Source organism: Flavobacteriales bacterium (assembly GCA_021739695.1).
In the GTDB taxonomy this organism is placed as follows: Bacteria; Bacteroidota; Bacteroidia; order UBA10329; family UBA10329; genus UBA10329.
Map to the genome: position 1 here is coordinate 36,762 of JAIPBM010000018.1, position 25,955 is coordinate 62,716.

Annotated in this window: 26 protein-coding genes and 1 tRNA gene; 19 read left to right on the forward strand and 8 right to left on the reverse strand. The window is 46.3% G+C overall.

All coding sequences use genetic code 11. The annotated features are described in order from the left end of the window. Window positions 1-19: 19 nt before the first annotated feature. The 6 genes from pdhA to recG all read left to right on the forward strand — a co-directional run bounded on the left by pdhA (window position 20) and on the right by recG (window position 6,126). On the forward strand, window positions 20-1,015 hold the full coding sequence (pdhA, locus tag K9J17_11930; protein ID MCF8277433.1) for a pyruvate dehydrogenase (acetyl-transferring) E1 component subunit alpha: 996 nt from the start codon (window positions 20-22) through the stop codon (window positions 1,013-1,015). Window positions 1,016-1,050: 35 nt separating this feature from the next. Continuing rightward, on the forward strand, window positions 1,051-1,404 hold the full coding sequence (locus tag K9J17_11935; protein MCF8277434.1) for a four helix bundle protein: 354 nt from the start codon (window positions 1,051-1,053) through the stop codon (window positions 1,402-1,404). Window positions 1,405-1,484: 80 nt separating this feature from the next. Beyond that, window positions 1,485-2,744 carry a pyruvate dehydrogenase complex dihydrolipoamide acetyltransferase gene (locus K9J17_11940; protein MCF8277435.1) on the forward strand — a complete coding sequence of 420 codons (1,260 nt, stop codon included), beginning with the start codon at window positions 1,485-1,487 and terminating at the stop codon, window positions 2,742-2,744. Window positions 2,745-2,810: 66 nt separating this feature from the next. Beyond that, window positions 2,811-3,287: a hypothetical protein gene (locus tag K9J17_11945; protein MCF8277436.1), complete on the forward strand. Its 477-nt coding sequence runs from the start codon at window positions 2,811-2,813 to the stop codon at window positions 3,285-3,287. 67 nt (window positions 3,288-3,354) lie between these two features. Beyond that, a complete protein-coding gene (locus K9J17_11950; GenBank protein MCF8277437.1) occupies window positions 3,355-3,822 on the forward strand; it encodes a hypothetical protein in 468 nt (155 codons plus the stop codon). Between the two features lie 189 nt (window positions 3,823-4,011). Continuing rightward, window positions 4,012-6,126 (forward strand): ATP-dependent DNA helicase RecG, encoded by a 2,115-nt coding sequence (gene recG, locus K9J17_11955; protein MCF8277438.1) that lies wholly within the window; start codon window positions 4,012-4,014, stop codon window positions 6,124-6,126. On the opposite strand, the gene K9J17_11960 is transcribed toward recG, so the two are convergent. Then, window positions 6,123-7,082 (reverse strand): threonylcarbamoyl-AMP synthase, encoded by a 960-nt coding sequence (locus K9J17_11960; protein MCF8277439.1) that lies wholly within the window; start codon window positions 7,080-7,082, stop codon window positions 6,123-6,125. The genes recG and K9J17_11960 overlap by 4 nt on opposite strands. A gap of 396 nt (window positions 7,083-7,478) precedes the next feature. Here K9J17_11960 and K9J17_11965 point away from each other — a divergent pair, with 396 nt between their 5' ends. The 7 genes from K9J17_11965 (at window position 7,479) to K9J17_11995 (ending at window position 13,838) form a co-directional block, all read left to right on the forward strand. Continuing rightward, complete coding sequence (locus tag K9J17_11965) at window positions 7,479-8,741, forward strand: amino acid dehydrogenase (protein ID MCF8277440.1); 1,263 nt, start codon at window positions 7,479-7,481, stop codon at window positions 8,739-8,741. 2 nt (window positions 8,742-8,743) lie between these two features. Next, window positions 8,744-10,042, forward strand: a complete 1,299-nt coding sequence (nhaD, locus tag K9J17_11970; GenBank protein MCF8277441.1) for a sodium:proton antiporter NhaD — start codon at window positions 8,744-8,746, stop codon at window positions 10,040-10,042. Between the two features lie 409 nt (window positions 10,043-10,451). Then, complete coding sequence (locus K9J17_11975) at window positions 10,452-11,147, forward strand: MotA/TolQ/ExbB proton channel family protein (protein ID MCF8277442.1); 696 nt, start codon at window positions 10,452-10,454, stop codon at window positions 11,145-11,147. Window positions 11,148-11,188: 41 nt separating this feature from the next. Continuing rightward, window positions 11,189-11,581 (forward strand): biopolymer transporter ExbD, encoded by a 393-nt coding sequence (locus tag K9J17_11980; GenBank protein ID MCF8277443.1) that lies wholly within the window; start codon window positions 11,189-11,191, stop codon window positions 11,579-11,581. Further along, complete coding sequence (locus K9J17_11985; GenBank protein MCF8277444.1) at window positions 11,581-12,408, forward strand: hypothetical protein; 828 nt, start codon at window positions 11,581-11,583, stop codon at window positions 12,406-12,408. The genes K9J17_11980 and K9J17_11985 overlap by 1 nt, the downstream gene beginning before the upstream one ends. Next, window positions 12,408-13,709: a bifunctional folylpolyglutamate synthase/dihydrofolate synthase gene (locus K9J17_11990; GenBank protein ID MCF8277445.1), complete on the forward strand. Its 1,302-nt coding sequence runs from the start codon at window positions 12,408-12,410 to the stop codon at window positions 13,707-13,709. Before K9J17_11985 ends, K9J17_11990 begins: the two co-directional genes overlap by 1 nt. Window positions 13,710-13,760: 51 nt before the next feature. Beyond that, a tRNA-Val gene (locus K9J17_11995) sits at window positions 13,761-13,838 on the forward strand. A 39-nt stretch (window positions 13,839-13,877) separates the two neighbouring features. Here the strand turns inward: K9J17_11995 and K9J17_12000 are convergent. From K9J17_12000 to K9J17_12030, 7 genes are all read right to left on the reverse strand, one after another. Further along, window positions 13,878-14,996, reverse strand: a complete 1,119-nt coding sequence (locus tag K9J17_12000) for an ABC transporter permease (protein MCF8277446.1) — start codon at window positions 14,994-14,996, stop codon at window positions 13,878-13,880. Continuing rightward, window positions 14,993-16,102: an ABC transporter permease gene (locus K9J17_12005; protein ID MCF8277447.1), complete on the reverse strand. Its 1,110-nt coding sequence runs from the start codon at window positions 16,100-16,102 to the stop codon at window positions 14,993-14,995. The genes K9J17_12000 and K9J17_12005 overlap by 4 nt, the downstream gene beginning before the upstream one ends. After that, window positions 16,099-16,836, reverse strand: coding sequence for an ATP-binding cassette domain-containing protein (locus tag K9J17_12010; GenBank protein ID MCF8277448.1), 738 nt, complete (start codon window positions 16,834-16,836; stop codon window positions 16,099-16,101). The genes K9J17_12005 and K9J17_12010 overlap by 4 nt, the downstream gene beginning before the upstream one ends. After that, window positions 16,833-17,792: an ABC transporter ATP-binding protein gene (locus tag K9J17_12015; GenBank protein ID MCF8277449.1), complete on the reverse strand. Its 960-nt coding sequence runs from the start codon at window positions 17,790-17,792 to the stop codon at window positions 16,833-16,835. The genes K9J17_12010 and K9J17_12015 overlap by 4 nt, the downstream gene beginning before the upstream one ends. Window positions 17,793-17,894: 102 nt before the next feature. Continuing rightward, complete coding sequence (locus tag K9J17_12020; GenBank protein MCF8277450.1) at window positions 17,895-18,797, reverse strand: HlyD family efflux transporter periplasmic adaptor subunit; 903 nt, start codon at window positions 18,795-18,797, stop codon at window positions 17,895-17,897. Between the two features lie 152 nt (window positions 18,798-18,949). Further along, a complete protein-coding gene (locus K9J17_12025) occupies window positions 18,950-20,218 on the reverse strand; it encodes a TolC family protein (protein MCF8277451.1) in 1,269 nt (422 codons plus the stop codon). A 5-nt stretch (window positions 20,219-20,223) separates the two neighbouring features. Further along, window positions 20,224-20,826: a TetR family transcriptional regulator gene (locus K9J17_12030; protein ID MCF8277452.1), complete on the reverse strand. Its 603-nt coding sequence runs from the start codon at window positions 20,824-20,826 to the stop codon at window positions 20,224-20,226. 99 nt (window positions 20,827-20,925) lie between these two features. Between K9J17_12030 and K9J17_12035 the strand changes: the two genes are divergently transcribed. The 6 genes from K9J17_12035 to K9J17_12060 all read left to right on the forward strand — a co-directional run bounded on the left by K9J17_12035 (window position 20,926) and on the right by K9J17_12060 (window position 25,853). After that, the gene (locus K9J17_12035) at window positions 20,926-21,744 is read left to right on the forward strand and encodes a mechanosensitive ion channel (GenBank protein MCF8277453.1); all 819 of its coding nucleotides are present in this window, start codon (window positions 20,926-20,928) and stop codon (window positions 21,742-21,744) included. Window positions 21,745-21,761: 17 nt separating this feature from the next. Then, window positions 21,762-22,583 (forward strand): mechanosensitive ion channel, encoded by an 822-nt coding sequence (locus K9J17_12040; protein ID MCF8277454.1) that lies wholly within the window; start codon window positions 21,762-21,764, stop codon window positions 22,581-22,583. Window positions 22,584-22,670: 87 nt separating this feature from the next. Further along, entirely contained in the window at window positions 22,671-23,453 is a 783-nt protein-coding gene (locus K9J17_12045; protein ID MCF8277455.1) for a class I SAM-dependent methyltransferase, read from the forward strand. Window positions 23,454-23,475: 22 nt separating this feature from the next. Then, window positions 23,476-24,540 carry a T9SS type A sorting domain-containing protein gene (locus K9J17_12050; protein ID MCF8277456.1) on the forward strand — a complete coding sequence of 355 codons (1,065 nt, stop codon included), beginning with the start codon at window positions 23,476-23,478 and terminating at the stop codon, window positions 24,538-24,540. Between the two features lie 33 nt (window positions 24,541-24,573). Continuing rightward, window positions 24,574-25,308 carry an ABC transporter ATP-binding protein gene (locus K9J17_12055; GenBank protein ID MCF8277457.1) on the forward strand — a complete coding sequence of 245 codons (735 nt, stop codon included), beginning with the start codon at window positions 24,574-24,576 and terminating at the stop codon, window positions 25,306-25,308. Continuing rightward, entirely contained in the window at window positions 25,305-25,853 is a 549-nt protein-coding gene (locus K9J17_12060) for a cob(I)yrinic acid a,c-diamide adenosyltransferase (protein MCF8277458.1), read from the forward strand. The genes K9J17_12055 and K9J17_12060 overlap by 4 nt, the downstream gene beginning before the upstream one ends. Window positions 25,854-25,955 lie beyond the last annotated feature (102 nt).

The following is a 25,955-nucleotide window of genomic DNA, read 5'->3' on the forward strand; positions in this document are numbered from 1 at the left end:
TTTGCACAAAACCAAGGTCATGGCCAAAAAGAAATTTGGAAAAGAAACTTATCTGAACTGGTACGAAGAAATGCTGCTTTGGCGCAAGTTCGAGGAGAAAGCAGGTCAGCTATACATTCAGCAGAAAATCCGTGGATTCTGTCACTTGTATATTGGTCAAGAAGCGGTGTTAGCCGGAAGTGTGGAAGCGACCGAAGAAGGCGATAAGTTTATCACTGCGTATCGCGATCACGTACATCCAATTGCTCTGGGCGTGCCGGCCAAGAACATCATGGCCGAACTTTTCGGCAAGAAAACCGGCATCGTAAAAGGCAAAGGTGGATCGATGCACATGTTCTCAAAAGAGAAGCATTTCTTTGGCGGTCATGGTATTGTTGGTGGTCAGATTCCATTGGGAGCTGGAATTGCTTTTGCTGATAAATACCGTGGTGAAAAGCACGTAACACTTACTTACATGGGCGATGGTGCCGTGCGTCAAGGTGCGTTCCACGAAGCCTTGAACATGGCAATGACCTGGAAACTTCCGGTCATTTTCATTATTGAAAACAACAATTACGCAATGGGAACCTCCGTAGAACGGACTTCGAACGTAAGCGACCTTTACAAATTGGGCCATGCCTACGAAATGCCCAGCGAAGCCGTGGATGGAATGAGCGTTGAAGCGGTTTACGAAGCGGTAAAAAAAGCTGCCGACCGTGCTCGTAAGGGCGATGGACCTACATTGCTAGAGATGAAAACCTATCGGTATAAAGGTCATTCGATGTCTGATCCGGCCAAGTATAGAACCAAAGAAGAGGTTGAGAATTACAAGAAACAAGATCCGATTCAGCAAGTTCTGGATGTGATTATCAAAAACAAATTTGCATCAGACGAAGAGTTGGAAGCAATCAATGAACGTGTGAAAGACGAAGTGGAAGAATGCGTAAAATTCAGTGAAGAATCTGCATTTCCGGAAGCATCAGAGTTGTACGAGGATGTTTATACGCAGGCAGATTATCCGTTCATTAGAGAGTAATTAAGTCGTAAGGCATAAGTGATAAGTAGTAAGAAATGGCCATCCAGAAGTTCGAGGACATTATTGCTTGGCAAAAAGCACAGGATTTAGCTGTTGATGTCTATGAAACCTTTCGAGACATTAAGGATTTCAGTTTTAGAGACCAGATTTGTCGTGCGGCAGTTTCAATATCCAATAATGTTGCTGAAGGCTTTGATAGAAGTTCAGATGCAGACTTCTCGCGCTTTCTGTACTTTTCAATCGCTTCATGCAGTGAAGTTCGGTCGATGACCTACTTAGCAGAAAAACTTGGATACATATCTGAAGAAAAACAAACACAGCTACTAAAACAATCTCAAGAAATATCGAAAATCCTTCGAGGATTGATAAAATCGATCAATAAGCATTAATGTCAATAATCATGACAAAATTGAATTCAACGTTGCGTTTTATGGCTTACGCCTTATTCCTTAAACCTAACGACTAAAAAATGGCAGAAGTGATAAGAATGCCCAAATTGAGCGACACCATGACTGAAGGCGTGGTGGCTGAATGGCATAAGAAAGTAGGCGATCAGGTTTCTTCGGGCGAGTTATTGGCCGAGATTGAATCGGACAAAGCCACAATGGAGTTCGAATCGTTCTTTGATGGTGTGCTTCTGTACATAGGGGTTCAAAAAGGAAAAGCGGCTGTGGTCGATTCCATCTTAGCCATTTTGGGCGAGAAGGGAGAAGATATTTCGGAGTTACTCAATACAGAATCGAAACCAAAACCCGCAGCTGAGGATAAAAAAGAGGAAAAGAAAAGCGAAGAGCCGAAACAGCTGACAGAGGAGAAACCTCAGCAAAAAGCAGCACCAATCGCTGCTCAAAAACCTTCCACAGTTACTCAATTCTCTTCGAACGGACGTGTAATTGCATCGCCATTGGCCAAAAGGCTAGCTACAGACAAGGGAATTGACATCAATTTAGTACCAGGTTCTGGAGATGGCGGAAGAGTTGTCAGGAGAGATATTGAAGCCTTTCAACTTCACGGTCCTTCTGCTGTCAATGCTGTCGAAAGCTTTCATGATGAAGAAGTTTCGCAGATGCGAAAAACCATTGCGCGAAGATTGGCTGAGAGTAAGTTCACTGCTCCGCATTTCTACTTGACAATGAAAATTGATATGGACTCGATGATGGATGCCCGCGATTCCATTAATAGCGTTTCCAAAGTCAAAATTTCATTTAACGACCTCGTCATCAAGGCATGTGCAGTGGCACTGAAACAACATCCTCAGGTGAATGCTGCTTGGATGGGTGATTACATCCGTTATAATCAACACGTTCATATTGGGGTTGCGGTTGCAATTCCAGATGGATTACTTGTTCCAGTGGTGCGATTTGCTGATACAAAACGACTTAGCGAAATCTCCAGTGAAGTGAAGGATTTTGTGCTTCGCGCCAACGATAAGAAACTTCAGCCTGCCGATTGGCAAGGAAATACCTTCACCGTTTCCAATCTTGGTATGTTCGGAATTGACGAGTTCACAGCCATCATCAATCCACCAGATAGTTGCATCATGGCAGTTGGCGGCATCGAAGAAGTTCCTGTGGTCAAAAACGGCCAAATCGTTCCAGGGAATGTGATGAAAGTGACACTTTCGTGCGATCATCGAGTAGTTGATGGTGCTTCTGGTGCCAAATTCCTGCAAGCCTTCAAAAAATTGATGGAAAATCCGGTGTTGCTGCTGGGTTCATATTCGATTTAAATACGTTGATCTACGGATGATTGTTGATGTTTTAGTGCATTGATTTGTGTGCTAAACTCAATCGACATGAAGCATTATTCTCTGATTCTAATCGCCCTAGCTGCTTTTTCATTAACCAGCTGTACAAAAGACTTTGAAGACGCGAAGTACCGCTGCAAAATGAACGGTGAAGATTTCGTACCTGAAGATGGTCTGATCGATTTCAGTTACACCGAGCAAAGTGGCGATGACAGGGTTCGAATTCGCGGTACGCGATTGGCCACAAGCAAACTCAGTGGCGATCCATATGGAGAATTAGAAATAAAATTCTCTGTGGATACAGCCAATATCGGCACAGTTGAACTCGGGTATGATGCAGTATACTATGGCAATAATGAGTGGGACAAAGCATTCAGAAGCACAGCAGCACACCCTGGAACGGTTACAGTTACCAGCTTAGACCTTATCAACAAGCGTATTACCTGCAATTTTGAAGTTACTATCTATGCTGACGACAGCTCCTCTTTGACACTTACTGAAGGATTCTTCGATCAAAGTTGGTGATTGGATCATCGATCTGGTTCTGAAAAAGAATCTGCATGTGTTCGATTTAAGAACAAATGACCACTGCATGAGGAAGTTTGGCTTTCGGTTGTTCCTAGCAGCAATCGGATTGATTACGTGTCTAAGTTCTTGCAAAAAGAGTCATTTCGAGAACGCAGCTTTTCATTGTAAGATCAACGGAACGGCCTATTGGCTTGATCAAGAGCAAATTGCGGTTTCGGTTACTGGAAATCAAAACATCTATATCAAGGTCTCAGCCCTCAATACATCTTCAGGTAAAAGCGACCAACAGATCATTTTGGATTTTCAGGGTAATTCAGGAGAAATTACTCCGCTCAACTCGTCCAATACATTTCAGTGGTTCAACAATGCATCGGAGTTTCGTTCTATTTCAACTGATGCAGGTATTCTTCGTATCGAACAGCTGGACACAATTGAACATCGAATTTCCGGAACGTTCAATCTCACAGCATACGGACGAGAAACAAACTCTACTGCAACTATCTCTGACGGCTCTTTCAACCTTCAATGGTAGTTAAGAGAATTTAGATCAAATTGGCATTTGGCTGTAGCCAAAGGCGCTACTTTCGACACACGCTTTCGGGACCACGGTTCTGGCGGTGTATTTTCATTTGGTTTGGCTGCGGCTCTGCGAAAGTGGGGCCGCAGTATTTTTTAGGTGTTTGCTTTCAGGTCACTTAGCGTATGCCCTTACTTTTAAGCCGTGAAACCATTTCTCGAAACATCCATCGAATTTCTAGCTGGCGTTGGTTCAGAGCGCGCAAAATTGCTACGGGAAGAATTTCACATCAAAACCTATGGCGATCTGCTTCAGCATTTCCCATTCCGTTATGTCGATAAAACCCAGTTTCATCAGATAAATACCATAGAAAGCGATGAAACGGACATTCAGCTCCGTGGAAGAATCACTTCCGTTAGGCTTGTCGGGCAGGGTCGTGCCATGCGATTGGTGGCTGAATTCACCGATGGTACGGGCGCGATTGAGCTGGTTTGGTTCAAAGGCATAAAATGGGTGCAGCCAAACCTTAAACAAGGAGTTGATTACGTGGTTTTCGGAAAACCTAGCAATTTCAAGGGTAAGTACAATGTGGTTCATCCGGAGTTGGAAACGGTGGAATCACAGCAGAAAAAAGTGGCCACCGCGTTACAACCTGTTTACCCATCTACAGAAAAGGCGAAAGCCAAAAATCTCGATAGCAAAGGATTGTCGAGGTTGCTCAACACATTGGTGCCGCTACTGAAAGGCCAAGGTCACATTGCCGAAATGTATGGAGCAGAATTCCGCCAGCAACAGCATCTCATTCCGCGCGAAGAAGCATTTATAAATGTCCATTTCCCGAAGGATAATGACACGCTACGCAAGGCACTTTTTCGATTAAAATTTGATGAACTGTTCTTCATTCAACTTCGATTACTGAAGCTGAAACTCATCAATCAGAATAAATTCCAAGGAGCGGTTTTCAGCGAAGTAGGCGAAATGGTCAATCGGTTCTATGCCGAATGTCTGCCGTTTGATCTAACTGATGCACAGAAACGCGTGATCAGAGAAATTCGCCACGACCTTGGTTCTGGCAAACAGATGAGTCGATTGCTACAAGGAGATGTTGGAAGTGGAAAAACCATTGTGGCCTTAATGTCGATGCTATTGGCGGTTGACAACGGATATCAGGCTGCGCTGATGGCGCCAACTGAAATATTGGCCGAACAGCATTTCGCTACCATTTCGGCTTTCCTGAAAAAGCTGAATCTGCGGATTGCCTTGCTTACTGGTTCTACCAAAACAGCAGAACGAAGAATTCTTCACGAACAGCTCAAAACGGGAGAAATCCATGTGCTGATAGGAACACATGCCTTGATTGAAGATGTGGTTCAATTCCAAAAGCTAGGTCTTGTAATTGTAGATGAGCAGCACCGTTTCGGTGTTCAGCAACGGGCAAAATTGTGGCTGAAAGGAAGTAATGGCGAAGTCCCGCACATGCTTATCATGACGGCTACGCCTATTCCGCGCACCTTGGCCATGACCGTTTATGGTGATCTGGACACTTCCGTCATCGATCAACTCCCGCCTGGCCGAAAACCCATTAAAACCTTACACCGGTTTGATTCTTCGCGGCAGAAGATCTTCGATTTCATGCGTCAGGAAATTGCCCTCGGAAGACAGATCTACGTGGTTTATCCGCTGATCAGCGAAAGCGAAAAACTGGATTTTAAACACTTGGAGGACGGCTACGAAAGCATTGTCCGCGATTTTCCACAACCACAATATCAGGTCAGTATTCTGCACGGAAAAATGAAAGCCGACCAGAAGGAATTTGAAATGCAACGTTTTAAAGAAGGTAAAACGCATATCATGGTTTCCACCACGGTGATTGAGGTTGGTGTGGATGTTCCGAATGCATCCGTAATGGTGATTGAGAGTGCCGAGCGCTTTGGGTTATCGCAGTTGCATCAGCTTCGTGGTAGAGTTGGCCGAGGTGCCGAACAGAGTTATTGCATCCTGATGACAGGTTATGCATTAGGACAGGAAGCACGAACACGAATGGAAACCATGGTTAGAACAAACGATGGTTTTGAGATTGCGGAAGTTGACATGAAACTTCGTGGCCCGGGCGATATTCAGGGCACACAGCAAAGCGGACAGCCTGTGTTCAGAATTTCGAATTTGAGCAAAGACGGACAAATACTACAAGCGGCCAGAACAGCGGCCATTGATCTGCTGACAGACGACCCAAAACTGGAAAAGCGCGAAAATGCGTTGACCAAACATTATCTGGTTCAGGAGATGAAAGACAAGCCGAATTGGGCGCGGGTGTCCTAGACGTTCACTGCCGCCCTTCTCAATCGGTCGTTGATTGCTCTTCCCAATCCGATCTCCGGAAGCGGTTCTGCTAGAATCAGGTCTACAGGAAACTTATCGAACTGCCGCATGAAGGCAAAAAGATTAACGGCCGCTTCGTGCAGGTCGCTATTAGGCGAAAGCAGCAGCTGCCGATCTGGTGGTAGAAACTCCAATCGGGTTTTGAATCCTAAGAAGCCAATGCGTTTCCCTTCAAATTGAGTGAACATTTGATCAGGATTTCCGAAGTAAAGCGGCTTTCCGGGTGCATAATGGCTTTTGAGCATGCCTGGTGCTTTCGGGTCGGACGATTGATTGAGCGCCACTTCTACTGGACCGATTGATTCTTCAATGACATCAATACTCAATCCGCCCAAGCGATAAACTATTGGTTTTCCCTCTTCAAAACCAATGATGGTGCTCTCCAGACCAACAGTGGTTGGACCGCCATCCAAGATGTACTCGATCTTGTCGCCCAATTGATCGTTCACGTGTTGTGCTGTGGTCGGACTCACATATCCAAAAGGATTGGCACTTGGTGCCGCCAATGGGAAATTGAGCATTTCCAACAATTGTTTGGTCATTGGATGCATGGGCACGCGAACTGCCACGTTATCTAAACCTGAGGTCACAAGATCTGGAATGATCGGCTTTTTGGGCAAGACCAATGTGAGCGGACCGGGCCAAAATTCGTTCATGAGCCTTTCGGCTAGTGGTGGAATTTCGGACACGTGCTCTTTTACCCATCTCATTCCTGAACTGTGCACAATAAGCGGATCGAAATGTGGTCTGTCTTTGGTGTCGAAAATGCTAAGAACAGCTTGTTCGTTAAACGCATTTCCAGCCAGGCCATAAACGGTTTCGGTAGGAATGGCAACGAGCTTTCCGCTTCGTAGAAGCTGAGCTGCTTTGTGTATGTCGGTTCCTATTTCGGCCATAACGCAAATGTAAAGGCTAGGGAAGTGTTATGATCAACTTTTCGATGAGCGTAGGTGTTACGCATCTGAGGCTTTTAAACCAACTGCTGAAAATCGGTTTTGAGGGTGGCGAGAAGTTCTAGGGTCATTGACTGCGCGCGTGAAGGATGGAAGCGGCATCCTTTTCTTTTCCATGGCTTGCGCTTCGAGAGCCTCAGCGACTGCTGGGAAAAGAAAAGATATAGCGGACAGCCTGACCCGAATGTGGGTGGAATGGTGCGTGGCGAGGGACACGCCCAACTCTTTTAGGCTAATGTGGAAAGGAAAAATGCGGGCTTTGGGATATGACTTTGGTGTGCTAAACGCAGCTTTGAATTTGTTTTACATTTGCGCGGAATTTTTGAGCGAATCCGCGCCTTGAAAGACCTGCTGAAGAAATACGAGGAGAAAAGTCCTGAGATTGTTTTTGAATGGAACGATCGGGAAACTGAAGCGCGTGGTTGGGTGGTTATCAACTCATTGCGTGGCGGTGCTGCGGGAGGTGGAACACGGATGCGCGTTGGACTTGACAAGGACGAGGTGGTTTCGTTGGCCAAGACGATGGAGATCAAATTCACGGTGAGTGGACCTGCCATTGGCGGTGCCAAATCTGGGATTGATTTTGACCCGAAAGACCCGCGCAAAAAAGGCGTTTTGGAGCGCTGGTACAAAGCGGTTGCACCTCTTTTGAAAAACTACTACGGAACGGGTGGCGATATGAATGTGGATGAGATCCACGAGGTGATTCCGATTACGGAAAGCTTCGGGATCTGGCATCCGCAAGAAGGTATTGTGAACGGGCATTTTGACCCGACCGATGCTGAAAAGATCCGTAAGATCGGACAATTGAGAAACGGTGTTTCGAAGGTTTTGGAAGACCCGAATTATTGTCCTGACGGACCAACCAAATACCGCGTGGCGGATATGGTGACCGGATTTGGCGTGAGCGAATCGGTGAAGCATTTCTACTCCATTTTCAAGAAAGAAACGCTGGAAGGCAAGCGCATTATTGTGCAAGGTTGGGGAAATGTGGCTTCTGCAGCTGCTATGGAATTGGCACATGCTGGTGCTAAGATTGTGGGCATTATTGACAGAAACGGTGGATTGATAAACGAAGCCGGATACGGTCTGGAAGAAGTGAAAGACCTTTTCATCAATCACAAGATCGGAAACACGCTTTCGATTGATGGAATGCTCCCTTTTGATGAGGTGAATGCGAAGATCTGGGATGTGAATGCTGATGTTTTCATTCCTGCTGCTGCATCACGACTGGTTTCGGCCGATCAGTTGCAACGTTTGGTGAATGCTGGTTTGAAAACCATTGCCAGTGGCGCTAATGTTCCGTTTGCCGACAAGGAGATATTCTACGGTCCAATTATGAGTCAGGCTGATGATCAGTTGAGTCTGATTCCAGATTTTATTGCCAACTGCGGAATGGCACGTGTATTCGCCTTCCTGATGAGCCACGAGGATAAAGACCTGACGGACGAAGCCATCTTCAGCGATACATCCAGAACGATCTATAACGCCCTTAAAAAGGTTCACGATAAAAACCCATCATTAACAAACGTAAGTAACACGGCTTTTCAACTGGCGTTGGAAGAGCTGATGGAACACCCACAACTTCAAACCACCAACTAACAATGGAAGCACTATTACTCATAATTTTTGTTCTCGGCTATCTATCAATTACCCTTGAGCACTCGCTGAAAGTAGATAAACTCATTCCCGCATTGGCCATGATGGCTTTTCTGTGGACGGTGATCGCGGTGGCGCATGTTCCGGTCTTCGAAATTGAAGACGGTCTGGTTCCTACTCACATGGATGAAATGCTCTTGCATCACCTTGCAAAAACAGCCGAGATCCTTGTATTCCTACTAGGCGCCATGACCATTGTAGAAATAACCGATCATTTCAATGGTTTCGGAGCTATCAAGAAATTCGTAAAGACCAAAGAGAAGAAAGTCCTTCTGTGGATCATGGGTATTCTTGCCTTCATCCTTTCTGCCGTTATCGATAACCTTACAGCTACCATCGTACTCATCACCATCCTCAAAAAACTGGTCGACAAACAGGAAGACCGTATGTGGTTTGCAGGTCTCATCATCATTGGAGCAAATGCTGGTGGCGCATGGTCGCCAATTGGAGATGTTACCACAACCATGCTTTGGATCGGAAATAAAGTATCTGCCGCCAAATTGGCCGAGCACCTTTTCCTGCCTTCACTTTTGTGCATGGCTGTACCAACATTCATCGCCACATTACTTCCTGCATTCAAAGGAAAACTTACCGTTCCGGCAGAGGATGCTGACGAAAAACCAGCAAGTCTTTCCATGCTGCTTTTGGGCTTGGGAATGATCGTGTTCGTTCCAATATTCAAAACCTTCACGCACCTGCCTCCTTACATCGGAATGATGTTGTCGCTGGCCGTAGTTGCTGCTGTGGCCGAGATCAAAAGTCACCGTGCATTCACCATGTCAGATGCAGTGTCGCACCACAGCCCACTGCACACTTCGCTTACCCGCATCGAAATGCCAAGCATCCTCTTCTTCCTCGGAATTCTGATGGCCGTGGCAGCACTAGAAAGCGTTGGAATGATCTTCGAAGCAGGCGAAGCCGTACGTTCTGTCATTCCAGATGACGTGTTCGTACTACTTCTTGGTGTTGGCTCAGCCATCATCGATAACGTTCCGTTGGTAGCCGCCAGCATGGGCATGTTCCAACTTCCACTCGATCACCACATCTGGCATTTCATCGCATTCTCTGCCGGAACAGGCGGTAGCATGCTCATCATCGGTTCAGCCGCAGGAGTTGTGGCCATGGGAATGGAAAAGATCGACTTCATGTGGTACGTTAAGAACATCACATGGCTTGCAACCATCGGTTTCCTTGCCGGTTCAGGCGTGTTCATGCTGATGGTGAAATTCATATTCGGAATCTGATCCTTTAGGGCGTTCCCCTCTCCTACTCTCAGCCCAACCCACATTCGGGTCGGGCTGTGCGCTATATCTTTTTCTCTCTACCCTTCGAGAACCTCAGGGTACGAGAAAAAGGATGCCGCTTCCATCCCTAACGCAATGCGGCCTAAAACCTTTAGTGCGTAACTCGAAGTTGTCCTTCGGTTTATTCTCCAAGAAAAGCTCAATTGTATCAAGCAGTCATAAAATATGTTTCAATTTCGAAACTGACTGCTTCTTAAAACACCATTTTCCCTACATCCGAACATACTAAAGCTAACATATCGGTGTTTATAAAAGGAACACGGCCCAACCAAGCAGGCCTTCATCTATAGATACTTTCGATACGGAGTACAAATACCTGAACCTTTAAGAAAACCACAAGATGAAACTCATGTTCATTACATCGGCCATGGCCCAACAGACCACCATGGTGCCCGAGGAGATAGGCGAAGAAAAGACGATTTCGATCATTGAACTGATGACCTCCGGAGGCCTCGGTGGGCAGATCATCATGCTTTCACTGCTGGTTCTTTCTTTCATCGCCATCTACATTTTTGTAGAGCGTTTTCTCACTATCCGCAAAGCCGGAGAAGAAGATGCTGCATTCATGAGCGCTATAAAAGACAGCATCCAACGAAGCGACCTTGCCGCAGCAAAAGCACTTTGCCTCAGAACTGATAGTCCGGTAGCGCGCATGCTCGAAAAAGGTATCTCCAGAATTGGTCGTCCGCTCGGAGATATTTCTGCAGCAGTTGAGAATGTGGGCAAGTTGGAAACCTACAAACTAGAGAAGAATTTGGCTTCGCTGGCAACCATTTCGGGTGCTGCGCCAATGATCGGATTCCTTGGTACCGTTATCGGAATGATCCTGGCCTTTCACGAAATGGCCATGGCCGGAGGACAGGTCAATGTGGAAATGCTTGCTGGCGGAATTTATACTGCTATGACCACAACAGTTGCGGGTCTCGTGGTTGGTATCATGGCTTATTTGGGCTACAACGTATTGGTGGCCAAAGTAGAAAGCGTGGTTTTCAAAATGGAAGCACGCTCTACCGAATTCATCGACCTACTTCACGAACCGGCTTAGGTAATTATTAATTGAGAATGACGAATTAATAATTAGAAAACATGGGTCTTAAAACAAGAAATAAGGTCAGTCCGAACTTCAACATGTCGTCTATGACAGACATCGTATTCCTGTTGTTGATCTTCTTCATGCTTACGTCCACGTTGGTCACAACCAATGCATTGGATCTTGTGCTTCCAAGCAGCAAATCCAAGTCGGTAAAAAAGCAGACTGTTTCTGTTTCCATCGATAAAGACCTTATCCATTATGTTGATCAAGATAAAGTTGACCCTGCATTTATGGAATCGATGATCAATCAGCGTCTAGCAACTGCCGAAGACAAAGTGATTGTTCTTCGAGTAGAAAAAGGTGTGCCGATAGAGTATGCGGTGAAGGTGATGGACATTGCCTATCAGAATCAATACAAGATCGTGCTGGCCACAAAGCCTGAGTAATGGATACTGCATTCGAAAAGAAAAATAAGCGTACTGGAATGATCACATCGTTGATCATTCACGGGCTACTATTGCTCCTATTTCTCTTTTTAGGATTGACCACCATTCAGCCTAAACCCGAAGAAGGCATGATGATCAACTTCGGCAACACAGAAACCGGTCTTGGCGATTCAGAGATGGACCCTGCCCAATCTGAGGAAGTTGTGGAAGACGTAACGGAAGAAGCCGTGACACAGACCGAAACGGTTGTAAACGAAGTTTCTGAACCCGTGGTGGAAGAACAAGTGGTAACGCAGGAAATGTTGGATGCCATTGCGCTTCAAAAAGAAAAGAAGAAAAAACAACAGGAAGAGGCCGAGAAAAAAGCGGAGGAAGAAAGACGAAAGGCTGAAGAAGCGCGCGTTCAGGCAGAGAAGAAAGCAGCAAGCGATGCGCTTTTTGCCAAAGCAAAGCAGGGTCAAGGTAAAGGCGAAGGGAACAATCAGCCAGGTGGCAATCAAGGCTCACCGAACGGAACTCCTGGTGCACCACATGGTTTGGGTGGCAGTGGAGATGGTTTCTCGTTCGACCTTGGTGGTCGTTCAATGGTCAGTGCTCCCAAGATCGTTGACACGTCTCAAAAGGAAGGAAAAGTGGTAGTAGAGATCATTGTAGATAAATACGGCAAAGTGGTGAAAGCTACTCCTGGTGCCCGAGGATCGACAACCACAGACCGACATCTTGAAAAATTGGCCACCGAAGCGGCCTACAATACAAAATTCAACGCCAAGCCAGATGCTGCCATTCAGCAAAAAGGCAGTATGACCTTCGTTTTCATTCTGGAATAATGAACTACGCGGAGACGCTGGATTATCTGTTCAGCCAATTGCCCATGTATCAGCGGCAAGGCGCTGCAGCTTTCAAAAAAGACCTTACCAATACACTTGCGCTCTGCGAATTGCTGGATGATCCTCAGCACAAATTCAAAAGTGTTCATATCGCTGGAACCAATGGAAAAGGCTCGGTCAGTCACATGCTGGCATCCGTTTTTCAAACTGCTGGTTACAAAGTTGGGTTGTACACTTCCCCTCATCTGAAGGACTTCCGCGAACGCATCAAAATCAATGGCGAGATGATCGCTGAGGAATCGGTAGTAGAATTTGTGGCAGAACATCAATCTGATTTCGAACGGATAAAACCTTCTTTCTTCGAAATGACCGTTGCACTGGCGTTCCATCATTTCGCCAACAATGAAGTTGATATCGCCATTGTTGAAACGGGTTTGGGCGGAAGATTGGACAGCACGAACGTCATCACTCCAGAACTTTCTATCATTACCAATATCGGTTACGACCACCAGCAATTCTTAGGCGAAACACTACCAGAGATTGCAGGAGAGAAAGCAGGAATCATCAAACCCAAGGTTCCAGTTGTAGTTGGCGAGTTTCAGCAAGAAGTGGCTGAGGTTTTTCAGAACAAAGCGAGAGAAACCAATAGCCGTTTACGTTTCGCCAACCGCGAATGGGAGATCCGCAATGCAGAATTACTCTCGAATGCTGTGGACGATTATTCACTGAAGTTGAGCGTTCGGCACTACGATGGCTTGGAGCTGGAAGTTGAAGGCCAATTGACAGGGCCGCATCAACGCAAGAACCTACTCACTGTTTTGGAATCGGTAAGAACCCTCAGCGAAATAGGCTGGAACGTGACCCGTGAGCACTTTAAAGATGGCGTAAAGACCGTGATTGACCGAACAGGCCTTCTGGGACGCTGGCAGATACTTCAACGCGATCCATTGGTCATCTGCGACACTGGCCACAACACCGAAGGATTGCTTCCGAATTTGGAAAGATTGCTTTCCAACCGCTTACCAGAACAAATTCATTTCGTTTGGGGAATGGTAAATGACAAGGACGTATCTAAAACACTCCAAATGCTTCCTTCAAAAGCAAACTACTATTTCTGTAAACCAGATGTTCCAAGAGGATTGGATGTTTCGATTCTCACAGAAAAAGCCAAAGAACTTGGATTTCATTTTAGTTCATTCCTATCCGTTTCACAAGCACTTGAAGCTGCAAAACGTGTCGCCAAGTCAGACGAAATCGTCTATGTTGGAGGCAGCACATTTGTGGTTGCAGAAGTTGTTTGAATTTTCTGCTTGCAAATACCAAATGCTTATTTACATTTGCAGCCCCAATTCGGGAAATTAGCTCAGTTGGTTCAGAGCACCTCGTTTACACCGAGGGGGTCGGGGGTTCGAATCCCTCATTTCCCACCAAATGAAAAGCCTTCTCAATTGAGAAGGCTTTTTTTGTTTCTACCCGCTCGTCTTGCTGTAGCTACGCATAGCCGACACGATGTAGAAAATCGCGAAGCCTGTCATAACCAAGAAGTGATAGCTGATATCGGCAAACGTGCTGCCCTTCAGCATCACCATTCGCATCACTTCCACGAAGTATTTGATTGGGTTGAAGTGATTGATGAACTTGGCCCATTCGGGAATGCTGTCAACGGGAGTAAAGAGGCCGCTCAGAAGTAGAAAGATCACTAAGAAGAACCACGTGATGAACATGGCCTGTTGCTGCGTTTCGGTGACCGTGCTGATGAGAATTCCGATACCCAAGACCGCAATGAGGTAAATGGCGAGAAAAGCGTAAAGCGTAAGCAGACTTCCGGCCGTGGTAATGTCGAACAAAAGATAGGCAATCACCAGCCCGAAGGTCATCACCAACATGCCGATGATCCAGAACGGAATGATCTTGCCGAGAATGAATTCGAATTTGGTGATAGGCGTAACGTTAAGCTGTTCGATGGTGCCCATTTCGCGTTCGCGGATGATGTTGATGCTGCTGAGAAAAGCCGTAAGCATCGTGACCAGAATGGCCAAAATGCCAGGCACCATGAAGGTCTTGTAGTTCAACTCGCTGTTGTACCAGTATTCCGATCGGATATCGACTGAAAGTGGCGTGACGCCTTGCGGCAACGACATGTTCTTTAAACGGTCGGCATTGAAAGCGTTGATGACCTGCATGCTATAGTTGCTGGCAATTCCGGCCTTTTGGTTGTTCACCGCATTCAACAACAATTGAACTTTGACAGGCTGCAATGAATTCAGATCGGCATCAAGGTCTTTAGGAATGCAGAGGATCATGTCGGTGTTCTCCTTTTCGAGTTCGAGCATCGCTTCTTTGACATTGGTAAAACTGCCCACTTGCGTGAAATATCCCGAAGAAGTGAACTTGCTCACCAGTCGTTGCGAGGTGACGGTTTTGTCGAGATCAACAATGGCCATGTTCACATTCTTCACCTCAAAATCGGCCGCATAGCTTAGTATGATTAACTGCACGATCGGCATGAGGAACAGCAGCGGCAGCATCACCCTATTACGGCTTATCTGTCGGAATTCCTTGCGGACGATATGTGGCAGCGCTCTCATTCTCCCAATCGAGGTTTCACATTCTTGACGGCTGCCACGCCCAAAACCAAAGTGATCAACACGAGCACTGCCACCGGCTTCCAGATCACATTCATTCCCGAACCTTTTATCATCAGTCCTGTGATGATCATGATGAACCATTTGGCCGGGATGATATTCGACACGATTTGTAATGGAAGTGGCATGTTCTCAATAGGGAAGATGAAACCGCTCAAAAGGATGGTGGGCAGCAGCAATCCCATCATGGAAACGAACATGGCGGTCATTTGCGAATTGGCTTTGGAGGAGATGAAAATTCCCAGCGCCAATGCGGTGAGGCTGAACAATAGACAACTCCCGATCAACAACACCACCGAGCCGTTCATCGGCATATCAAAAACGAGTATTCCAAGAGAGACGATGACCATCGCATTGAAAAAACTGAGCAGCCAATAAGGCGTCACTTTCCCGAAGATGATGTGCCACGAATAAAGTGGCGAAACCAGCAAAAGTTCCATTGTTCCGAGTTCTTTTTCTCTGGCGATGGTGAGGGAGGTCATCATGGCACCAACGAGCAACAAGATCAGCCCCATCACACCCGGAACGAACATGTAAACGGCTTTCAATTCAGGGTTGAAGATCATCCGCGGAATGGCCGAAACAATGGGTACATCTTGAACAACGGTAGCGCGACCTTTTACGTGCGTGAGAATAATGGCCGTAGCATAAGAAGTCAGTACTTGTGCTTGGTTCGGATCACTGGCATCACTCACAATTTTGATGGCGGGTTTTGCTCCGTTCAGCAGGTCTGAACCGAAATTCTGTGGGAGAATGATGCCTAATCGCGCTTTGCTTTGTCGGAATGCTTCCTCGATGCATTCGGTGGTCTGGCATTCGCGTTCGATGTAAAACTGTTCCGAATTCTCCAATCGGGTTTGAAGCAGCACACTCTCGTAATCGCCCGACATATCGTAAATCGCTACGCCCGCATTCTCCACCTCATTGTTCAGCGCAAAACCAAAAATGAGGATCTGTGCAACTGGCATGCCGAACAAGATCAGCAGCGTGCGTTTGTCGCGCAGAATGTGCCGAAACTCTTTTTTAACGAAGGCGAAATACTGTTTCATTTCGTTGAAGTTCCTCGTGCCAGTTCTTGGAAGACCGCATCTATACTATCTGCGTTAAAGCTTTTGCGCAGGTTTTCAGGACTGTCGAGCGCTTTAATTTTCCCGTCCACCATGATGCTGACGCGGTCGCAATATTCCGCCTCATCCATGTAGTGTGTGGTCACGAAAATGGTGACGCCATCGTGTGCCGCTTCATAGATCAGATCCCAGAATTGCCTTCGTGTGATCGGGTCAACACCACCTGTCGGCTCATCCAAAAAGATGATGCCCGGTTGATGGAGCGTTGCCAGCGAAAAACTCAGTTTTTGTTTCCAACCAAGCGGCAGCGAATCGACCAGCGAATTGGTCGCCTCGCGTAGCTGAAGCAAGCCAAGCATCATATCCAATCGCTCCAAAACAACCTTGCGTTTCAGACCATAAACGCCTCCGTAGAACAGGAAATTCTCCTTCACCGTGAGGTCTCCGAACATGCTGAATTTCTGACTCATGTAGCCGATGCTTTTCTTCACCTTTTCGGTTTGAGAAGCGATGTCAAAACGAGCTACCGTGGCTTCGCCAGATGTCGGAGCAAGCAATCCGCAGAGCATGCGCATGGCGGTGGTTTTTCCTGCGCCATTCGCACCAAGGAAACCAAAGATCTCGCCTTTGCTCACTTCAAACGAGACGGCATCAACCGCAACGAAATCACCGAATTTTCGGGTGAGGTCTTTCGCTATGATCACTTTCTCGCTCATGCCTCGGCTGTCCTTAACAGTTGCATGAAAACGTTCTCAATTCCGACCGTTGCATCGTGCGCCACAAGGTCATCGAAGCCTTGATCGCGCATGTCTTTTTCGATGGGTTTCCAATCCGTTTCACCTTCAATCAATGTGGCATTCAAGTACTCGCCAAAGGCATAGCAACTCTCCACTTTCGGGTGATTGCGAAGTGCGGTCAGCAGCTCATACATGCGGTGGCTTTTCATGGCCACGAGCGTACCTTTGAATTCCTCATTGATGCTCTCGGGCGATGCAATACTGAGGATCTCGCCTTTCTGAATGAGCGCGATACGGTCGCAAAGCGCAGCCTCGTCCATGTAAGGCGTGCTCACGAGAATGGCGATGCCTTCCAGCTTCAAGCGTTTCAGCATTTGCCAGAATTCCTTGCGACTTACGGGGTCAACGCCTGTTGTCGGCTCATCCAAAAAGAGTACTTCAGGTTTGTGGATGAGCGCGCAGCACAACGCCAATTTCTGCTTCATTCCACCGCTCAATTTTCCAGCAGGACGATCCTTGAATGGCTCCAATTGAACGTAAATATCCTTCACCAATTCGTAATTGGCTTCGATGGTCGTCCCGAAAATGGTGGCGAAAAACTCGAGATTTTCCTCAACGGTCAAATCCTGATAAAGGGAAAACCTACCTGGCATGTAACCGATGCGATTGCGGATGTCGCGGAAGTCGTTTACCGTATCCAAACCCATCACTTCGGCCTTTCCGTCATCTGCCAGAAGAAGTGTGGTCAGAATTCGAAACAGCGTGCTTTTCCCCGAACCATCTGGACCGATAAGTCCGAACAGTTCGCCTTGCTGCACGTCAAAGCTGATGCCTTTCAGTGCCTGCACGTTCCCGTACGACTTGCTCAGGTTTTGTATGGAAATGGCGGGGCTCAAGATTTTTTGTTTTGAATTGAAATCAATCCCCCGTCCCATATCGTTCCGCAAGCTGCACTCATGGGCCACCCCCTTTGAAAGGGGGATTGAGCTCCTTCCCCCTTCAAAAGGGGGTGCCGAGGAACGGGACGGGGGATTTCTCTATTCATAACCTCCAAATTCAACTTCCGCAGGCATTCCGATCTTCAGGCTGCCATCATTTGGAACATCGATTTTCATCGCGTAAACCTGCGTGGCGCGCTCGTCTTTCGTCTGGATCATTTTTGGTGTGAATTCCGCTTCGCTGCTGATCCACGTAACTGTTCCTTCCGCAGCTTTCATTGTGCCATCAGGATTATCTGTATTCACCGTCACTTTGTCTCCGATTTTCACCTCGCCTAGCATGTCTTCGCTCACGTAGGCTTTCAACACCAACGGATCGAGCGAAGCGATCTTGTACAACGCTTTTCCCATCATGGTCAGTTCACCACTTTTCGCCAGCGTTGTCAGAACCGAACCGTTAATTGGATTGTAGATGTACGATTTGCGAAGCTGACCCTCAATCTGCATCAATTGAAATCGCATGGGGTCGATCTCGGCCAACATGCCTTGCGTTTGCGTTCCAAGCGTGGAAGCTGTGGCAGCCCGTTGCTTCATCGTTCCATCCAGTTCGGCTTTCAGGTCATCCAACTGCTTAGAAGGAGCTGCGTTGGCCGCGACCAGTTTGCTGATTCGGGTAATTTCCGTGTTGATCTTGTCCATGCGTTGATCGAAAATGGCAAGCTGAGCCGCTTCGTTCGGAAGCTTTTTTCGCACGGCAGCAATCGTGGCTTTCACCTGTTCCTTTTTCAGGTACAGTTGCGTGGTGTCGATCACCGCAACCAAATCTCCTGCCTTCAAATTTTGGCCTTCTTCAGCATTAAAAACAAGAAGTTTTCCGCTTGCTTCCGAACTGACGGTCAGTTCGTCCGTTTCGAAATTTCCATAAGCATCGGCTTTCTCATCTCCTCCATTGCAGGCGGAAAGTGAGGCTAAAAAGGTCACTATTAGAATTGCGTTTTTCATCGGAATTGTGGTTTTGTGATTCATTAAATCCCCCGCCCTTCGGGCACCCCCTTTTGAAGGGGGGACTGCGCTCATCCCCCTTTCAAAGGGGGTAGCTTGGAATTGGAGCTTGCGAAAATTCCAAGACGGGGGATTGATCTGTATATTCATTTTCATTTCAATACGCCAGTTTCAAACTGCAACATCACTTGATTTTGATACAAGCTTATTTGGTCAACGCTGCGTGTGAGTTCAGTTAGTTGCTCGGCCAGCACTTCTTCCAAATAGGCGGTGGATGTAATGACGCCTTGCTCTACTTGCACTTCCGCATTCTTGCGTATCTGCGAACGCAGTTCAAGCATTTTTTCGTCCCACTCGAGCGCTTTGACGAGTTTGGCGTTTTCCACTCGCATCTGTGAGATCGTACTTTCAATCTCCACCGTCTTTTGGAGTTGTTGAACATCCATCATCTTGCTATTCAATCGGAGGTTTTTTCGTTCCAATGAAGTCTTTCCCCAATCCCAAATATTCCAAGTAGCCTTCAGACCGACCATGCCATACCCACTGATATCTGCTTTGAAGAAATTGTAAGGATTTGGTGCGCCCAAGCCTGCTTGCCCGAAAAGATTGATGCGCGGCAATCGTTTCGTTTTCAGCAGTTTTTCGGTCGCCATTAGGCCTTTTTGTTGCGTATTGATGAGTTTCAACTCGAGGTTTTCTGCGTAGGCGAATTCGGATTCCGTTTCAATCACTGGAGTTTCCAGCTTGGCGTTCTGCAAATCTATTCCAGTAAGTAGCGAGAGCACGTCCAATCCGCTTTCCTTGGCGCTCCTCAACTCATTCTGCTTCTTTTCTTGCTGAAGAATTTCGCTTTGAAGTTTTAGTAGATCGTTCTGCTGCGCCACGCCATTTTCAAGTGCAGTCTTGACCGTCTTTTCGCGCTCCGCCATTAGCTCCAAGGTTTTGGAAATGATGTCCAATTGGTCATCAACCAACAACATTTGGAAATACAGTTTCGCCACTTGCTTCTTGTATTCTGACAAGCCAACTTCGAGCGCCATCAACGACACTTCATTCTTGGCTTTTTCGGCCGTTTTCTGTGCGCCAGAAACACCCGCATCGAACACAGGCTGGTACAATTCGAAGTACGCTCGATATTGGAATTTCGGAATATCCAAGCTGGGAACGCCTGGAAACGAAAACGGTAATTCAGGAACATTCGATTGATAGGTTGCCTGTCCGTTGGCCGTAACCATCGGGAGATAGGACCGATTGTAGGTCTTCAGTTTATTCTGAAGCATCTCGGCCAGAATAGGTTCTTGCTTCAGAATGGGCATGTTCTTCTCAGCACTATCTAGACACGCATAAAGCGTTTGCGCCTGCGTTTGCTTAGAAAAACTGAGGGCAACGAGCCCGATGATCAGGAGAATGTGCGTTTTCATCATTCCTATTCTTGAGGTTTAAGCATGGACAAAAACCATTGTGGTATCAGTGCTCTGCGCTGTTCCATCATCATCATAAAAACCTCATCATTCATTCCTGTTGCCGAAGTGATCACCGGTTTTCCGATGAACGGAAAAACGGTCATGGATAAGAGGTTCATGAACAGATGAATGGGATGAACGCCATCTGGGCAGCGTTGCGCTAACTCTTGAAAGAATTTCACCTCGTGCATGAGTTTGTCTATTCCGAGTTTCGCAGCCATTTCCTGCGGATGGTTTCTGATCTCACTCAGCATGAAAATGGGCAGGTCGGGACGCTTTTTAAGAAGTTCGATGTAATTACCGACCACCAATTCCACCTTCTCCTCGAAAGTCTTTTCATCATTCAGTAGCACCCGCAATTGTCCGATAAAACCTTGGACTGTCTCTAGCATGATGGTTTTAAACAATTCGTCCTTGCTTCGGAAATAGTAATTGACCAATGCCAAGTTCACTCCTGCTTCGGTGGCAATGTCTCGCGTGGTCGTTCTGCCAAACCCTTTTTCGGTGAAAAGGCGGCTGGCCGCTTCTTTGATCTTACTGGCAGTATTTAGGTCTTTCTCGCTCATAATGGCACAAAGGTGTGTTGATCATTTGATTTAAACAAATGTTTAATTCATGGCTTTCGTTTTTAGTTCCTTTGCAAGCGAATCAAAAACAAACATTTTATGAAAGATCTATTTGGAGAAGGAGGAACCGATTACATGCCGCTAATCATTGAATACGGACAAAAACTGGCCGTTGGCATTCTAATACTTGTAATTGGACTATGGCTGGCGGGTATGATTACCAAAGCTGCTAAGAAACTGATGGCTGCAAGAAAGCTCGATGCAGCACTTCAAAGTTTCCTCGGAAGTATGCTCGGAATTGCGCTCAAAATACTTGTGGTTATAACAGCCCTAGGAACGCTGGGAATCGAAATGACCTCGTTTGTTGCCATTCTCGGAGCGGCCAGTTTGGCTGTTGGTATGGCGTTGAGCGGAACGCTTCAGAATTTTGCGGGAGGCGTCATCATTCTTATTCTCAAACCATTTAAGATCGGTGATGTGTTGGAGGCTCAAGGTTACGTGGGCTCGGTCTCAGACATTCAGATTTTCAACACCATTCTCAAAACTCCAGACAACAAAACCATCATCATTCCGAACGGTGGGCTTTCTACTGGAAGTATGATCAACTATTCAACAGAGGCAAGAAGACGTGTTGACTGGACCATCGGAATCGGTTATGGCGATGATGCCGATAAAGCCGAGCAAGTGCTGCTGCAAATGTTGAAAGATGACAAGCGAGTTTTGCAAGATCCAGCTCCGTTCATTGCTTTGTCAGCTTTGGCAGATAGTTCTGTGAATTTCACTGTGCGTGCTTGGGTCGATGCTGCAGATTATTGGAGCGTTTTCTTTGACCTCAACAAGCGAGTTTACAAGGAATTCGGGCAACACGGCCTCAACATTCCTTTTCCACAAATGGATATACATTTGCACAATAAGTAACCTCTTTTTACTCTAAAATGAACTCAGAAGCACTTTCTCAATACTCAGACAAAGCCATTGAAATGATCATGCTTTATGCACCTAAATTGGTGCTAGCATTGCTCGTTCTAGTAATTGGTCTGTGGGTCATAAACCGCTTCGTTGGCGTGCTTGGCAAACTGATGGACAACAGGCATGTAGATGTCAGCCTTCAACCATTCTTAAAAAGCCTCATAGGAATTGGTCTGAAAGCCATGTTGCTGATAAGTGTGGCTAGCATGATCGGCATTGAGACCACATCTTTTGTGGCTTTGATCGGTGCCGCAGGTTTGGCCGTTGGATTGGCTTTGCAGGGAACGCTGGCCAACTTTGCCGGTGGCGTACTCATTCTGATCTTCAAGCCTTTCAAAGTTGGTGATCTGATTGAAGCCCAAGGACACTTGGGTAACGTGAAGGAGATTCAGATTTTCGTGACTATTCTGAATACACCAGAGAGCAAAACGGTGATCATTCCGAATGGAGCGATCAGCAATGGAAACATCACAAATTACGCTACTGAAGGCAAGATCCGTGTTGATCTGAACATGGGAATCTCGTACGATTCAGACGTGAAGAAAGCGCGTGAAGTACTGATAAATGTGATGACATCTCATCCTAAAGTGATGACAGATCCAGCACCATTTGTCGGTGTAGTTGGGTTGGGCAGCAGCTCTGTGAACTTAGCAGTTCGTCCGTACTGCGATCCTGCTCATTATTGGGATGTTTATTTTGACGTTTACGAGAGCGGAAAAGAGGCTTTGGATGCGGCAAAAATCACCATTCCATTCCCGCAATTGGATGTGCATATGCCAAAGGCGTAGAATCAAATTTGTTCTTTAAGAAATGGCCTGTTGCGATTCGTTTCAGGCCGTTTCTTTTTGGCACGTTTGAAGATGTAATTTCGCGCAATGTCTCATCTATGGCGCGCAGCCGAATACGCAAAGTATCTCTCTAAAGCCAAAAATCGGCACGGAATACACTCTCCTTTTGTGTATGAATTGCTCGATAAAGTGATTTACGACAAGGCGAATTATCCTGCTTACGAATCCGTAAAGACGATTCGAAAAGAGCTTCTTTCTAGAACGGATGAGATAGAAATAACCGATCTTGGAGCAGGTTCAACGGTCAACCGATCCAACAAAAGAAAGGTTTCCGATATCGCTAAAAACTCCGCGAAAGCTGGAAAATGGGGCGAATTGCTCTTTCGCCTCTCCAAACGTTTTGAACCCGAAACCATGATTGAACTAGGAACTTCGCTCGGCATAGGAAGCCTCTACCAATCGCTCGGTAATCCGAACGGAAAACTCACAACTTTTGAAGGTTGCCCGAACACGGCTGCCATTGCACAACAGCAATTCCGAACAGCGAAAGTCAATCCAACGATCATCAAAGGAAACTTTGACGATACCCTTCAACCATTTCTTGATTCCATCGAAAAACTGGATTGGGCGTTTATTGATGGCAATCATCAAAAAGAACCGACCATTCGCTACTTCGAGCAATGCTTGGAGAAATGCCACAATGATTCTGTGTTGCTTTTCGATGATATTTATTGGAGCAAAGGCATGGCCGAAGCTTGGGCGAACATCAAGGCACACGAACGTGTTAATGTGACACTCGATTTGTTTCAAGTAGGAATCGTTTTCCTACGGAAAGAGCAACCGAAGCAACATTTCATCATCAGGTATTGAACGCTGAACTTGCTACCTTGTGATGAAATTAGACCTCTTAGTGAAAACAATTGTCCTTTTCTTCATTCTGAACACCATGTCTATGGTGGGTTTTACTCAGATTGTTCAATCCGATTGCTCTGCGCCTGGATACGTGGAAGCATTCTACAAAGAAGATGCAGATCAAATCACCCTTCAAACAACTTACACTCCCGCTCCAACGATTTTTTTTCCATCCCCATCTCCTTCACTTTACGCTTATCAGAATAATCAAGATGATGTGGATATTCCGGAGGCTTTATCTGACACGATTCTAAGTGCCCTTATCGCAGTCTATAACGCTACAAGTTTACCTCAAGCAGATAGTGTTATTAATATTTACAACATACATCCCTACGAAACTTTCACGATGAGCAGGTTATATCTTGCTGCTGACACAACTTATCCTTGGGCAATGAATCTTTGGAACGAGATTGCTCCTACAGGTCAACCATTTATAGATAGTTTAATGGTCAGGTACGCTATGGTAAGTGATAGTGCCTACTGGCTTTCCAATTCAAGTGATCTCGTGGTTCGACTCATTTCAGATAGCAATTATAATGCACCGGCTCTTTCTCTAGTATTTGAGCTAATTCCAGAAGTTACTTATGCTGAAATGATTCCGGCACTTGGAGACGGAGACAACATTACAGCTACTATTAACCTAGACCACGTTGAGTTGATTTATTCAGTGGGTTGGGGTGATTGCCTTGCTGGTTGCATTCAAAGAAGATTTTGGAAATTCAAAGTTTATTATGACTGTGAAGTAGAATTCATGGAGAGCTATGGAAGCTCCAATCCTCCGTACCCACCATTAATCACTTCGATTCCAGAGAATAGCTACAATTCCCCTAATGCATATCCCAATCCACTTGAAAGTCACATCAAACTTTGTAACACCCCCGAGAACGCGCACTACGCAATTTTCAATATGATGGGGCAAGAATTGACAAGGGGGAATATTGACAAAGACGGAATTATTGATTTGAACTTCCTCTCTCCTGGGGAGTTTCTTCTTCGTATGGTCAGCGAAGAAACCAGCCAATTCATAAGGCTTGTCAAATACTAATTCAGTGATCAAGCAACTTAATTTAGCCATCCAATGGAAATCAAATTCTCCCCAGTCAAAGACGTCATCCGCACCGAACACATCGCCAAAGTGTATGTGATGGGAACAGAAGAAGTGCATGCATTGCGCGATATCAGCATCACCATCAAGCAAGGCGAATATGTGGCTTTGATGGGACCTTCTGGTTCGGGAAAATCCACATTGATGAATATGATCGGTTGCTTAGATACACCAAGTTCTGGGCAGTATTTTCTAGACGGACAGGACGTGAGTCGCATGACCGATAATCAACTGGCCGAAGTGCGCAACAAAAAGATCGGTTTCGTATTCCAAACGTTCAACCTGCTCCCCCGATCCACTGCCTTGGAAAACGTTACGCTGCCGCTTATCTACGCTGGTTTTGGAAAAGCAGATCGTATTGTGAAAGGAGAGAAAGTGCTGAACCAAGTCGGTTTGGGCGACCGAATGAAACATCAACCAAACGAACTTTCGGGCGGACAGCGCCAACGGGTTGCTGTTGCGCGTGCTTTGGTAAACAATCCAGCATTGATCCTGGCCGATGAGCCAACGGGAAACCTCGACTCAAAAACTTCCATCGAGATCATGGGACTTTTTGAAGAGATCCATCGTAACGGAAATACCATTGTGGTAGTGACGCACGAGGAAGAAATTGCACAACACGCACATCGCATCATCCGACTGAAAGACGGTTTGGTGGAAACGGACGAAGTGAACCTTAATGTTCAAACTGTGTTGCAGCAGTCATGAAAGTTTACACAAAAACAGGCGATGATGGCACAACCGGACTTTTCGGTGGCGCGCGTGTTCCAAAGCATCACGTCCGAATTGAAAGCTATGGAACAGTCGATGAGTTGAACTCCTACATCGGTCTTGTACGTTTCCGCGACATCGATCCGTTTGCCAAAGAAATGCTGGCCGAAATTCAAGATCGCTTGTTCACCATCGGTTCTATTCTTGCTTCCGACCCAAGCAAATCGAATCTTGTCGTTCCAGACCTCCACGAATCAGACATCGAACTTTTGGAAAAGGAAATGGACCGCATGAATGATACGCTGCCCGAAATGCGCTCCTTCGTGCTTCCTGGCGGAAACGACACCGTTGCGTTCTGTCACATAGCACGGTGCGTATGCCGCAGAGCAGAACGACTTACCGTTCTTCTAAACGAAAAAGAACCGATTTCTCCGCTGGTCATAAAATATTTGAACCGACTTTCCGATTACCTCTTTGTACTAAGTCGCAAAACCACGCAGTACAACGAACTGAAAGAGGTTCCATGGAGACCGCGTAAATAGCTGATTTTAAGCATTTACGAGGAAATTTCAATCACCTCTTTCATGTCTAGTTAAAATTTTTAGCTTTGCGCGAAATAGAGTAGGTAACCTTTTTTATACGAT

Bases quoted from the DNA above. Each gene is read 5' to 3' on its own strand.
- pdhA (MCF8277433.1), top strand. From the start codon at position 20: ATGGCCAAAAAGAAATTTGGAAAAGAAACTTATCTGAACTGGTACGAA.
- K9J17_11935 (MCF8277434.1), top strand. From the start codon at position 1,051: ATGGCCATCCAGAAGTTCGAGGACATTATTGCTTGGCAAAAAGCACAG.
- K9J17_11940 (MCF8277435.1), top strand. From the start codon at position 1,485: ATGGCAGAAGTGATAAGAATGCCCAAATTGAGCGACACCATGACTGAA.
- K9J17_11945 (MCF8277436.1), top strand. From the start codon at position 2,811: ATGAAGCATTATTCTCTGATTCTAATCGCCCTAGCTGCTTTTTCATTA.
- K9J17_11950 (MCF8277437.1), top strand. From the start codon at position 3,355: ATGAGGAAGTTTGGCTTTCGGTTGTTCCTAGCAGCAATCGGATTGATT.
- K9J17_11960 (MCF8277439.1), bottom strand. From the start codon at position 7,082: ATGGCCGAAATAGGAACCGACATACACAAAGCAGCTCAGCTTCTACGA.
- nhaD (MCF8277441.1), top strand. From the start codon at position 8,744: ATGGAAGCACTATTACTCATAATTTTTGTTCTCGGCTATCTATCAATT.
- K9J17_11975 (MCF8277442.1), top strand. From the start codon at position 10,452: ATGTTCATTACATCGGCCATGGCCCAACAGACCACCATGGTGCCCGAG.
- K9J17_11980 (MCF8277443.1), top strand. From the start codon at position 11,189: ATGGGTCTTAAAACAAGAAATAAGGTCAGTCCGAACTTCAACATGTCG.
- K9J17_11985 (MCF8277444.1), top strand. From the start codon at position 11,581: ATGGATACTGCATTCGAAAAGAAAAATAAGCGTACTGGAATGATCACA.
- K9J17_11990 (MCF8277445.1), top strand. From the start codon at position 12,408: ATGAACTACGCGGAGACGCTGGATTATCTGTTCAGCCAATTGCCCATG.
- K9J17_12000 (MCF8277446.1), bottom strand. From the start codon at position 14,996: ATGAGAGCGCTGCCACATATCGTCCGCAAGGAATTCCGACAGATAAGC.
- K9J17_12005 (MCF8277447.1), bottom strand. From the start codon at position 16,102: ATGAAACAGTATTTCGCCTTCGTTAAAAAAGAGTTTCGGCACATTCTG.
- K9J17_12010 (MCF8277448.1), bottom strand. From the start codon at position 16,836: ATGAGCGAGAAAGTGATCATAGCGAAAGACCTCACCCGAAAATTCGGT.
- K9J17_12015 (MCF8277449.1), bottom strand. From the start codon at position 17,792: ATGGGACGGGGGATTGATTTCAATTCAAAACAAAAAATCTTGAGCCCC.
- K9J17_12020 (MCF8277450.1), bottom strand. From the start codon at position 18,797: ATGAAAAACGCAATTCTAATAGTGACCTTTTTAGCCTCACTTTCCGCC.
- K9J17_12025 (MCF8277451.1), bottom strand. From the start codon at position 20,218: ATGAAAACGCACATTCTCCTGATCATCGGGCTCGTTGCCCTCAGTTTT.
- K9J17_12030 (MCF8277452.1), bottom strand. From the start codon at position 20,826: ATGAGCGAGAAAGACCTAAATACTGCCAGTAAGATCAAAGAAGCGGCC.
- K9J17_12035 (MCF8277453.1), top strand. From the start codon at position 20,926: ATGAAAGATCTATTTGGAGAAGGAGGAACCGATTACATGCCGCTAATC.
- K9J17_12040 (MCF8277454.1), top strand. From the start codon at position 21,762: ATGAACTCAGAAGCACTTTCTCAATACTCAGACAAAGCCATTGAAATG.
- K9J17_12045 (MCF8277455.1), top strand. From the start codon at position 22,671: ATGTCTCATCTATGGCGCGCAGCCGAATACGCAAAGTATCTCTCTAAA.
- K9J17_12050 (MCF8277456.1), top strand. From the start codon at position 23,476: ATGAAATTAGACCTCTTAGTGAAAACAATTGTCCTTTTCTTCATTCTG.
- K9J17_12055 (MCF8277457.1), top strand. From the start codon at position 24,574: ATGGAAATCAAATTCTCCCCAGTCAAAGACGTCATCCGCACCGAACAC.
- K9J17_12060 (MCF8277458.1), top strand. From the start codon at position 25,305: ATGAAAGTTTACACAAAAACAGGCGATGATGGCACAACCGGACTTTTC.